Source organism: Sphingomonas sp., assembly GCF_051962185.1.
Taxonomy (GTDB): Bacteria; Pseudomonadota; Alphaproteobacteria; order Sphingomonadales; family Sphingomonadaceae; genus Sphingomonas.
In genome coordinates this window covers 17,222-27,609 of the sequence record NZ_JBQCCN010000337.1, presented here as the reverse complement: position 1 = coordinate 27,609, position 10,388 = coordinate 17,222, and the positions used below count along the sequence as shown (strand labels likewise).

Genomic DNA, 10,388 nt, shown 5'->3' with positions numbered 1-10,388 from the left:
CTTCCCTTTTCGTTCCCCATCCGCTAAGGGCGCGCGTCACGCGGCGCGGCCCGCATACTCACGAGGCATTGTTTGGCTAAAGAAGAACTTCTGGAAATGCGCGGCCAGGTGGTGGAATTGCTGCCCAACGCCATGTTCCGCGTCCGGCTGGAAAACGACCATGAGATACTGGGTCACACCGCCGGCAAGATGCGCAAGAACCGCATCCGCGTGCTGGTCGGCGACGAAGTGCTCGTCGAACTCACGCCCTATGACCTGACCAAGGGTCGCATCACCTACCGCTTCATGCCGGGCCGCGGCGGACCGGGGCCGCAATAACCTCGCCCCATCCCTGAAGGGCGGGCGATGGGACGGATGCTTCGCAGAGCGCATCGCCCGTGACTGCTCCACCCCAAACCCTCCCCTGAAGGGGAGGGGCTTGATAGAAGCCTCAGCGTGAATCTCGTCCTCGCCTCCACCTCTCCCCGCCGCCGCGAACTGCTCGCGCGGATCGGGATCGTGCCGGCGCGACTCGCCGCGCCCGATATCGACGAGACCCCGCTCAAGGGCGAGGCGCCGCGCGCCTATGTCGCGCGGCTCGCCGAGGCCAAGGCGCTGGCAGTCGAGCGCGCCCCCGACGAGATCGTGCTGGCCGGCGACACCACCGTCGCGGTCGGGCGCCGCATCCTGGAAAAGCCGGTCGACGAGGCCGATTTGCGCCGCATGCTCGGCCTGCTGTCGGGCCGGCGGCACCATGTCTATTCGGGCGTCTGCGTGGTCGGTGCCGACGGGCGCCCGCGCGTCCGCGTCGCCGACACGATCGTCGCGTTCAAGGCGCTCTCACCGGCCGAGATCGACTGGTACGTCGCCAGCGGCGAAGGCATGGGCAAGGCGGGCGGTTACGCGATCCAGGGCAAGGCGGAAGCGTTCGTCCGTTATCTGGCCGGCAGCCATTCCAACGTCGTCGGCCTGCCGGTGTTCGAGACCCGTGCCCTGCTGAGCTCCGCGGGCCTTCCGCTTGGCTGAGTGGCTCTACGAGGCCGGGATCGGCGAATCCCGCGCCGCGCTGGTCGAGGACGGCCGCATTCTTCAGGCACGGATCGAGCGGCCGGGCGGCCTCAAGCTCGGTGCGATACTCGAGGGCCAATTGATCGAGCGGGTCGCCGCCGGGCTCAGCCGGGTCGAGACCGCCGAGGGGCCCGCGGTGATCGATCGCGTGCCGCCAGGCGTGACGCTGGGCGCGCGGCTGACGGTCGAAGTGATCCGCGAAGCCATCCCCGAAGCTGGCCGCGCCAAGCTCGCCAAGGTCGCCGCGAGCGAGGAAACGCCGCGCGCCGCCGACGATTTGTCGGCGCGGTGCCAGGCCAGCGGCTTTCCGGTCCGCACGCTGCGGGCGCACGAGTCCGACGCGCTCGAGGCGGCCGGCTGGTCGGAAGTGCTCGACGAAGCCGAGCAGGGCGAGATCGCTTTCCCCGGCGGCGCTCTCCGAATGTCGCCGACGCCAGCGATGACTCTGTTCGACGTCGACGGCGCGGGCGCCCCCGCCCCGCTGGCGATCGCCGCCGCGCGCGCCGCCGCCGAGGCGATCTTGCGGCTCGATATCGGCGGATCGATCGGGATCGACTTCCCGACGCTCGGCAACAAGGCGGAACGCCAGGCCGCCGCCGAGACGATCGACGCCGTCCTGCCGCAACCGTTCGAGCGCACCGCGGTCAACGGTTTCGGCTTCCTGCAGATCGTCCGCCCCCGTCCCCGCGCGTCACTCCCCGAAACGCTCCGCGCCGATCCCGTCGCGACCGCGGCGCTGGCGCTGCTCCGCGCGATCGAGCGGACGCCGCCGCCGGTGCCCGCGATGCAGCCGGCCGGACCACGCGTCGCCGCCTGGCTCGCCACCCGGCCGGCGCTCGTCGCCGAGTTGTCGCGGCGCACCGGCGTCCCCATCTCGTTCACGTCATGACCAAGCCCGATGCCTGCCCGCTCTGCGGCAATCCCACCGACCCCGCGCACAAGCCGTTTTGTGGCCGCGGCTGCAAGGATCGCGACCTGCTGCAATGGCTGGGCGAGGGATATCGCATCCCCGCCGGGCCGGCCGATCCGGAAGCACTGGACAGCGCCGTTTCGACCGATTAGAGGGCGCCTTCCGCGTTTCGCCGGATACGCCCAAGTAGCTCAGTTGGTAGAGCATGCGACTGAAAATCGCAGTGTCGGTGGTTCGATTCCGCCCTTGGGCACCATCCCTTCCGGTCTCCAAAACACGATAGTTCGCCGGTCTCGCAAAAAGCGTGTGGATTCCGCGCGTTTGTCAGCCGTGAGCGGGATTCAGCATTGTCTTGGAGACGCGCGTTACCGCGCTTCCCCCGCCGCGAATCTCTGATCGTCTCCACTGGCTCCGCGACAGCGCAAAACGACTTGGTGCTACGGCAGCTATTGGGCCGTCTCCTGCCTGTCTGGTTGGGGTGGCAAGAACGAGGGAAGCTGCCGTTCGGTCGCGCAACGTGCCGGTCTGCTCGCGCCCTCAAACCGGACATTCGGACCGCCATGAGAGCTTCCTGATAGCGGCCATTCATTAATCCGAGCCGCGATGGCGCGGACTGGGGCTTTACTGCCATTCCCTAGGATCGTTCGAGTGGCACGTCCTATCAGGGCGTCCAGTGGACTCAACCGGGAAGGCAGATCTGCAAAGAGTCGGCTGGTTCAGGACATGCCGGTCTTGAGAGGCATCTCAGCAGAGTCCAACATCGTTTGGAGAATTCTCCGACATTTTGAGTCGGTGCGCTAGAGCTTTGCCTCCGGATAATGACCTTTAATTTCCGCGTTGAAAAAGCGACCTAGCGAGTCCGCGGTCATGAGACGCTCATGCATGAACACAGGCACGTTGAAATACTGGTAAACGCCGCCGTGTTTGAATTGGATCTCGAGCGTCTCCAGCTCGGGGTCATATCCGACCTCGGCCAAATTGCCCGACGTTACAGCCTGTCGTTCCATCAGTTCCCTCCTGCGTTCTCGTCCGTCTCTGGCGGCTTCCATTTTGGATCCTGTGCACGCCATACTGCGACAAGCTGATCATAATCTTCAGTGCCCCGAGCTCGCTTCCAGCTGTCTGCGACGAGCGGATCTTCGCTGTCTGGGCGACGGTCTTTTGGTGGCAGGGTAACGCGGCAGCGCACTGGCAGTCGGGCGGCTTCGCCCGTTATGATGGCTTCTCCTGTCCGTAAAACCGATAGACTGTCGGCAATACCGCTCAGGTTATCGGGCAAAGCGGCTTGCACCTTGCTGCGGTCAGTGGAGTTGGTGAGGCGCAACGCGACGAATGTGCCACACTGGGAGAGAATGGTGTCGTCAATTTCGGAAGGACGCTGGCTGACAATCATCGCACCGATGCCGAACTTCCGCCCCTCTTTAGCGATTCGCTGGACCATCTCGCGAGCGGGGTTGTCAGCTTCTCGGCCCAGATACCGGTGCGCCTCTTCCATAACGACGAGTTGGGGTCGCTTTCGACCACCCTCCTCGCGCTCGCGACCCCAGAAGAGTGCCTCATAGATAATCGATAGAATCGCGCCGATCAGATCTAGGAGAACGGCGCTGGGGATACCCGACAGATCGAGCACGGTTATCGCCTTCTCGTGGCCAATCCAGCTTTCGAGAAGAGCAGGAAGGTCGTTCGCCGCATGACCGGTCAGGTCAGGCTCCCAGTCGCCGGGCTTGAGCAAGAACTCGAACTGACGATCGAGCATACGTGACCGCATACGATCAAGTTGCTTGCGGATGCCTAGCACACCAATGTTGTTCTGATAGGGTGCCGTATTGGTCGTCGTGTGAGGCTGGTAGGTCGGCAGGCGAAGCGTAGCCGCGTCGCCGGGAAGTACGATCGCCGGCTGTGTCTTTGCCTGATCGAGCCAGGTTTTGACCTCTGGATCGATCATCTCGAGCCACAGGTTTCGCAAGCTGTACGGGATCGGGCTGTCGACGGTCATCGAATTCAGGTCGACGCCCGGCAAATTGTCTGCCTCCGCTATCGTACTTTTAGCCGCGAAGATTTTGTCGAGGATTGCGGTCGTCGCACGATCGTCCATCTTCCCGCACAGGAAGTTGAGGATTTCGGTGGGTCGCAGCGCCCAGTACGGAATGACCAGCTGCTTCTCACCGTCTCCCGGTGTGATTCGAAAAATCTCAGCGTTGTCGCCGAGCGCACGGCCATATTCACCGTGGATATCGAGCAGAAGAATGCGGGCGCTCGGAAAGCCTGCTCCGCCCGGCGCCGAAATCGATCGCAACAAGCTGGCGACGGTCGTGGATTTGCCCGACCCGGTCGAGCCAAGCACTGCGCTGTGACGAGTGACCAGCTTGTCGAGGTCCAGGCGGACGGGAATACTCTCGGCGTTGGCCAGTCGTCCCACCACTACCTGTCCGGCATACTCCGCACCGTAGATCTTGGCCAAATCCTCCTCGGTGACGAGATGCACCTCATCGTTCACGTTTGGATATTGGCTGATGCCTCGCTCGAACGATACCTCCACAATCTCGCCGACGAGTTGAACGGTCATCCATCGGTCGCCGCGATCGAGTGCATCGTTGAGCGTTGCTGGTGTCGCGCTTGCGCCGACCTCGGATATGATCGCGTATAGGTCGTGATACCCTTGAGGTATCCGCACGAAGCTACCAACCTGACCGACCCGGTAGCTCCGTCCTCCAATGATTGCGATGCCCGATGCCACGCCCTCGAACTGGCGCACGCTGATGGTCGCACCCGCTACAGAGCCAACATGACCGAGAAGGGTCGGAGCGTTCATCAGGCCACTGAAGGAGCGGTGACTGTTGGCGCTGGCGTTCCCGCCGTTGTGGCCGTCGGCGCAGGTGGTGTGGAAAATGCTTGAACCGAACGCGATGCCGCGAAAAAGCGCGCAAAGGGTTCGATTGCTCCAAGCGTAAAGTTTCCGTCCTTGTCGAGATAGGTCGACCTTATTGGCCCCCAGTCTTTGTTTGGAAGTTCGGCTGGCGCCTTCCATGCGCCGCGAATGCCGTTCACTTTTGCTTGGTCGCGCGCATAGACGCTAAAGTTTGGCAGGCGGCGCGCAAGATCGCACGCCGGCCCCTCTTCCTCGAGTATCTTGTACTGGAACGCGAAGACGCTGGAGGATGGATTCGCTGCGAGTGCTTCATCCAGCCTGGCTGCGATATGTGCGTCGGCAAAGGAGAAACCGATAGAGACCAGCAGCGTGTCGGGGGTAAGCAAGAACGCACGAAGACGATCGAGCAAAGCTGCGTAGGGAGCTTTCTGCGTCTGATCGTACTTCAGATGTTCGGGGAAGACGAGGTGACTCGCCGAGCTTTGGCCAGTTCGGATCACTTCTCCCTTGGAACTTGCACGCCAGCCGAGCGAGCCATGGAGTTTCCAGAGTCGCGTCCATCGCGCGGGAAGGTCGCTGCGCGACACTGACACGGGGTCGAAGAACGGTTCGCGACCGCCCGTGAAACCATCGAAATACGGCGCCCGCATGGATTCAAACGCTTCTTCGAACAGTAGGTCGTAGTTCGTGGTGAAAATCTCGACTGGATAGTCACGCGTTGTGCCTGTGATCCAGTTCACGAGATTGGCATAAGCCGATTCAGTCTCCGGCAATCGGACGTCCACGATTTTGCCGATCTCGGTGCAGATCGCTTCGCCGAAAGTGGCAAAGCCGAGGCCATCGAGGTCGTGGACTTTTGCCGATCCGATCACTTTGCTGAGTGAGCGAATTCGAGAAAGGATCGTCTCAATGTCGTGCTGTGTGAGTTCGCCTTTCAGGCCGTCGATCTGTTGCTGATAGGTCGGTGCAAGCGTCGTGAGAACCTGATCAGTGAGGCCCGCGACCGCCGGGATAAGCGGGTAAGTGCCATCAGGCTTGGCCATGCCGGCAGAAGCTCCAGCGCCAACCAACAGTCCGATCCTCTTGCGACCCTGCGCGATAATCGTCCGTAACGCCGCCATATACTGATCAGGATTGTGAACACTGACAGTCAACTTGCAGTCCCCCGACGATAGCTCTCGCATCCTTGCTTCGAGCTATCAGCGTTATATTCCACGCTCGACCTCGCCCGTCTATCGTGATCGGCAGAGGAGACCATCATTTTCATCGGAACGGCAGATGCTGAAACATGTGGTCGTTCGCACCCCCTGGCGGCTGGCATCGAAATTTCGCTGACTAGGCAATGCGACGTTCGATACGATTACCGCCTGCGGACTTCACAATCGAAAACCCGTTCGGCACGGCTTGCTGGACCATTGGGACGTGGGAAATCAGGCCGACCGCCCGGCTATTGCCGACGATCTCCTGCAGGACGTTCAGGACCAGGTCGAGCGTGCCGCCGTCATTGTCGGTATCCAGACTTCCGAAGCCCTCATCGATGAAGATGGTGTCGAGCCGAATCTGGCCATGACTCATCTCGACGATATCGGCCAAGCCAAGCGCGAGAGAGAGCGCCGCGATGAAGGTTTCGCCGCCTGACAGCGTGCTGATCTCTCTTGCACGCCCAGTCTCGATATCATGGACGCGAACATCGAGTCCGCGCTTGCTCCGCCCACCCACCGACTCGATATCGCGTTCGAACCGGTAGCGGCCAGCCGTCATCGGGGCGAGCCGGAGGTTGGCTGCGTCCAGAACATGATCGAACATCGCTCCGATCGCAAAGGTCTCAAGCGGCGTCTTGAACGTGTTATCTCCGGCGAACGCATCAGCTAGACCCCGCAGGGGCCCAGTTTCGCGCTCGAGCCTCTGAAGGTTATCGAGCTGCTGCAGGAGCGAGGCCCGAAGATCGACCAGCAGCTTGAGAGCCGCTTCCATCTCTGCTGCCGTCCGGCGCGCAGCCAGGGCATCCGCACGACCCGCCTCCGCCTTCTGTGCTGTGATACTCAGATCCGGTCGCGTGAGGTTCTCGACGGCCAGTTCAGCTTCCCGGACTCGAGCATCCGCGAGAGCCACGTCATCGCGAAACTTTTGGACCTTGGCAGTGAGCGCAGCGATCTCGGGAATCTGTTTGACGCCATTCCGATACTCTTCGGGCGAAAGACCAACTTCCTCCAACCGCCGCGCGAAGGCGTCCCTCGCACTCGTGACTGTGGATCGCGCCGATCTGACGGCGCGAGACGCAGCAGTGTGCTGTTCAGCCGTCGTCGCCTTCGCAAGAGCTGTAGATTGGCGCTGCTTGTCGGCGGCTGCCACCGACTCCCGAAGCGATCTGATCTGCTGATCAACATTTGATGCCTCTGTATCGAGGACGCCCGCTTCGCGCAGCGCCTCGGGAACTCCCGAGATGGCATCCCGGTACGATCGCGCAGCAACAGCTTCCGTGGTCTTCCGATCCTGCAGGTGAGATTGGGCGGCGTTGGCAGCGACAAGCGCGTCTTCGAGCTGTCGCCTCGCGTCGACGAGTTCACCCTCCATCGACCCAAGGTCGACCGGTTCTCCAAGGGCCGACAATTCGTCAGCGACCTCACGCCCCTCCTTCTCGATGATCGCCATTGCCGCCCTCGGGGCGGACTGCTCGGCCAAGAGCTTCGTCCGGTCGGTCACGAGGGCTTCTGCGGGTGTGACCGCACCTTCGGCGATCGTCGCATCACGGACAATGCCGTCATGCTTTCGGCGTGTCTCGTTAAAATCCCGCTCGAGGCGCTTAGGATCGCCATCGCCGCGCGCTGGCTGAGGATGGTCCGCGCTTCCGCAAACCGGACAAGGCTCGCCATCCACCAGGTGGGTACTTGCCAGCATTTGGGCCTGGGCCCCGATGAAAGCGCGTTCAGCGAGTTCCAGTTGCTCTTGCGACACTGTCACAAGAGCGGCCGTCTGGTCGCGTTTGGCCCTCGCCTTCCCCAGATCATCGGTGGCTGCGTCGAGGCGCTGGGTTGCGTCGGTGAATGCCTTGGCGGCTCGAAACTCCTCGCGCAACGAACCCAGCTTCGCCGCTAGTTGGGCTCGCTTGAGATTGTCGCCGCGGGCGACTTCAACTCGCTCGGACAGATCATTGCCTAGCGTCTCGAGGCGAGATCGCGCTGCATCTGCAATGTCGAAGGCATCCTGGGCAGCACAATGATCGGCGGTCGCGAGGTCTGACTTCGCCTTCAGGTCGGCCGCGCCGGTCAAGGCTTCACGATGGCGCTCCAACTCGTTCGATCGCTTGATCAGTCCATCAACCGCCGCAGCCGCCGTTTCCGCGGCCGCGAAAGCCGCTTCACTCTCGTCATGGTCCGTTTTCGCCTTGAGCTCGTTTTCCTGAGCCTTGGTTTCTGCGGCAGTCGCGCCCTCGAGAAACCGGTCCGCTTCTTCGACCCGAGCCTCCAAATCGGTCGCCTTCAGCGCTTTCTGGGCTGTGGTGACCGCCCGCTCGGCCGCATCGATCTCATTCCGCTGCGTCTCGAGATTGGTGCGCGAAAGTCGAGAGTTCTCGACGGCCGAAAAACGCGCTTCGAGTGCCTCTGCGTCGCTATGAGCCTTGTCAGCGGCGGCCGAAATCGTCTCGGCGGCCACGGCGGCCTGATCGCTCTCAGTCTCCCGATTTTGAGCGACCTCAATACCAGTCGATAGTTCATCAGTACTAACGAAGCCGTTCTCGGTCAGCCGCTGAGCAACGACCCGATGACCATCCTCGAACTCGCGCTTCGCGGAAACGGCGCCTTCCTTCATTCGCTGGGTAATGTCACGATAGAGGGAAACGTCGAACAGATCGCGGAGGATGGCAACGCGCTCGTCGCTGTTGGCGAGAAGGAACTTCTCGAACCGGCCCTGCGGCAGAAGGACGATCTGCCGAAATTGCTCGGCTCCATAGCCAAGCAATTCCCGAACTTGCCGGCCCACCTCCCCAACCTTCTTCTCGGCAAGGACAACGCCGCAATTGTCGGCTGTCACCTCGTCGATCGAAACATCGGTGGCGTCGAACAGCCAAGCGGCGTGGCTATCGATGGTTTCGCCATCGCCGCGCTTCTTGGGTCGCGCTTGGTCGGGCTGACGACGTACAAAATACCGCCGATCACCAAGTTCGAAAAGGAACGAGACCTCGGTCATGCGGTCGGGATCAGCGTGTTGCGACCGCATCGTGATGATCGCCTGTTCCTTCTTCGCACCCTCGCCAAAAAGAGCGAAGGTCATGGCGCTGAAGATTGAGGACTTTCCCGACCCTGTCGGTCCGTAGATGCCGAACAGGCCCGCATCGATCGCATCGCGGAAGTCGATCTCCTCTGCACCAGCATAGGGGCCGAATGCGGACATGAAGAGCTTGATGGGCTTCATGCTCCTTCTCCCCCACCAGTGAGGCCGGCAACAGCGTCATCGACGAGGGCTGTCTCGGCGTCGGTGATGGGAGTTTCGCGGACAAAGCGCACGAAATTAGCGATCACCTCGCGAGGTTGGTCGAGCGCTCCGCGACCATCGATCAGACGCCTTTCTTGCGGCCTATCCTCGCGTTCATAGTTAAGCTGCACCGCGTTCGGGTAGAGCGCGCGGATGCGTTTCATGGGGTCGATCTGAGGGTGCTCGTCGGTCAGCACCACTCGGATCAGGTCGGCCGAGCCTTCTGGCGCAGCGAGGAGTTCGGCCAGCTTTCCTCTGATGGCTCTCACCCTGCGCACGGGAACGAGGGGGAGCTCTGTTAGCGAAACGGAGCCGTCGGCGGCGAGGTCAACGAGTGTCATCGACTTCGCGTGTCCCTCCTCGTCGAATCCGAAAGCGAGTGGCGCGCCCGAGTATCGAATGTGTTCGACCCCGACGGCCTGGGGACGGTGAAGATGCCCCAAGGCGACATAGTGGGCGCCGTCGAAAAGCGATGCCGGAACCGTTTCGATGCCGCCCACCGACCGCGTCAACGGGCGCTCGCCCTCGCTCGTGGTGGCACCCTCCACGAAAGCGTGTGCTGCGACAACCCATCGAACGCCCTGCGGCAGGTGACGCCGCGCGCTCGCGATCTGCTCGGCAAGGACATCGGCCGGGCAGTTAATGCCTTGATTCTCGTAACAGGCACGAGCCGAGAACTCATATCCGAACGGCAGAGCGGAGATAGCCACGACGCCATGTTCGTCCGAGATGAGGAGCGGCCGTTCGTCCCGATCGAGCGGGCCTCGAACCAAGGCATGATCGGTGCTCGCAAGGATCCCCATCGCGCCGATCTGCGCTGCAGCATCGTGGTTGCCGGCGATCAGGACGATGGATAATTTGCCGTCCGCGGTTACGTTGCGAACGAAATCCGAAAATCGGCGCAAAGCAGTCTGCGACGGCGTGAGCCGGTCGAAAATGTCCCCCGCGATAATCAATGCATCGGGCCGATGCTCAACGATGGCCGCCTCGACCTGCGCGATAATCGCATCATGATCGCTTTCCAGGCTTACCCCATGGAACTGGCGTCCCAGATGCCAATCGCTCGTGTGCAAGATACGCATGCCCTGA

General features: G+C 62.1%; 9 protein-coding genes and 1 tRNA gene. 5 read left to right on the top strand and 5 right to left on the bottom strand.

Annotated elements, in window-relative coordinates; all coding sequences use genetic code 11:
* The first annotated feature begins 72 nt into the window (after positions 1-72).
* The 5 genes from infA to ACTHJR_RS20590 all read left to right on the top strand — a co-directional run bounded on the left by infA (position 73) and on the right by ACTHJR_RS20590 (position 2,213).
* On the top strand, positions 73-318 hold the full coding sequence (gene infA, locus ACTHJR_RS20610) for a translation initiation factor IF-1 (RefSeq protein WP_026325702.1): 246 nt from the start codon (positions 73-75) through the stop codon (positions 316-318).
* Between the two features lie 117 nt (positions 319-435).
* The gene (locus ACTHJR_RS20605) at positions 436-1,005 is read left to right on the top strand and encodes a Maf family protein (RefSeq protein ID WP_440525296.1); all 570 of its coding nucleotides are present in this window, start codon (positions 436-438) and stop codon (positions 1,003-1,005) included.
* Positions 998-1,936 carry a ribonuclease gene (locus ACTHJR_RS20600; protein WP_440525295.1) on the top strand — a complete coding sequence of 313 codons (939 nt, stop codon included), beginning with the start codon at positions 998-1,000 and terminating at the stop codon, positions 1,934-1,936. Before ACTHJR_RS20605 ends, ACTHJR_RS20600 begins: the two co-directional genes overlap by 8 nt.
* A complete protein-coding gene (locus ACTHJR_RS20595; RefSeq protein ID WP_440525294.1) occupies positions 1,933-2,109 on the top strand; it encodes a DNA gyrase inhibitor YacG in 177 nt (58 codons plus the stop codon). The genes ACTHJR_RS20600 and ACTHJR_RS20595 overlap by 4 nt, the downstream gene beginning before the upstream one ends.
* A gap of 28 nt (positions 2,110-2,137) precedes the next feature.
* A tRNA-Phe gene (locus ACTHJR_RS20590) sits at positions 2,138-2,213 on the top strand.
* Between the two features lie 541 nt (positions 2,214-2,754).
* On the opposite strand, the gene ACTHJR_RS20585 is transcribed toward ACTHJR_RS20590, so the two are convergent.
* The 5 genes from ACTHJR_RS20585 to ACTHJR_RS20565 all read right to left on the bottom strand — a co-directional run bounded on the left by ACTHJR_RS20585 (position 2,755) and on the right by ACTHJR_RS20565 (position 10,381).
* A complete protein-coding gene (locus tag ACTHJR_RS20585; protein ID WP_440525293.1) occupies positions 2,755-2,964 on the bottom strand; it encodes a KTSC domain-containing protein in 210 nt (69 codons plus the stop codon).
* Entirely contained in the window at positions 2,964-4,769 is a 1,806-nt protein-coding gene (locus ACTHJR_RS20580) for an ATP-binding protein (protein ID WP_440525292.1), read from the bottom strand. Before ACTHJR_RS20580 ends, ACTHJR_RS20585 begins: the two co-directional genes overlap by 1 nt.
* On the bottom strand, positions 4,769-5,980 hold the full coding sequence (locus ACTHJR_RS20575; RefSeq protein WP_440525291.1) for an SIR2 family NAD-dependent protein deacylase: 1,212 nt from the start codon (positions 5,978-5,980) through the stop codon (positions 4,769-4,771). The genes ACTHJR_RS20580 and ACTHJR_RS20575 overlap by 1 nt, the downstream gene beginning before the upstream one ends.
* A 181-nt stretch (positions 5,981-6,161) precedes the next feature.
* Complete coding sequence (locus ACTHJR_RS20570) at positions 6,162-9,239, bottom strand: AAA family ATPase (RefSeq protein ID WP_440525290.1); 3,078 nt, start codon at positions 9,237-9,239, stop codon at positions 6,162-6,164.
* The gene (locus ACTHJR_RS20565; protein ID WP_440525289.1) at positions 9,236-10,381 is read right to left on the bottom strand and encodes an exonuclease SbcCD subunit D; all 1,146 of its coding nucleotides are present in this window, start codon (positions 10,379-10,381) and stop codon (positions 9,236-9,238) included. The genes ACTHJR_RS20570 and ACTHJR_RS20565 overlap by 4 nt, the downstream gene beginning before the upstream one ends.
* Positions 10,382-10,388: the final 7 nt, after the last annotated feature.

Coding starts and splice junctions, on each gene's coding strand:
- ACTHJR_RS20595 (WP_440525294.1), top strand. CDS start 1,933: ATGACCAAGCCCGATGCCTGCCCGCTCTGCGGCAATCCCACCGACCCC.
- ACTHJR_RS20585 (WP_440525293.1), bottom strand. CDS start 2,964: ATGGAACGACAGGCTGTAACGTCGGGCAATTTGGCCGAGGTCGGATAT.
- ACTHJR_RS20580 (WP_440525292.1), bottom strand. CDS start 4,769: ATGAACGCTCCGACCCTTCTCGGTCATGTTGGCTCTGTAGCGGGTGCG.
- ACTHJR_RS20570 (WP_440525290.1), bottom strand. CDS start 9,239: ATGAAGCCCATCAAGCTCTTCATGTCCGCATTCGGCCCCTATGCTGGT.
- ACTHJR_RS20565 (WP_440525289.1), bottom strand. CDS start 10,381: ATGCGTATCTTGCACACGAGCGATTGGCATCTGGGACGCCAGTTCCAT.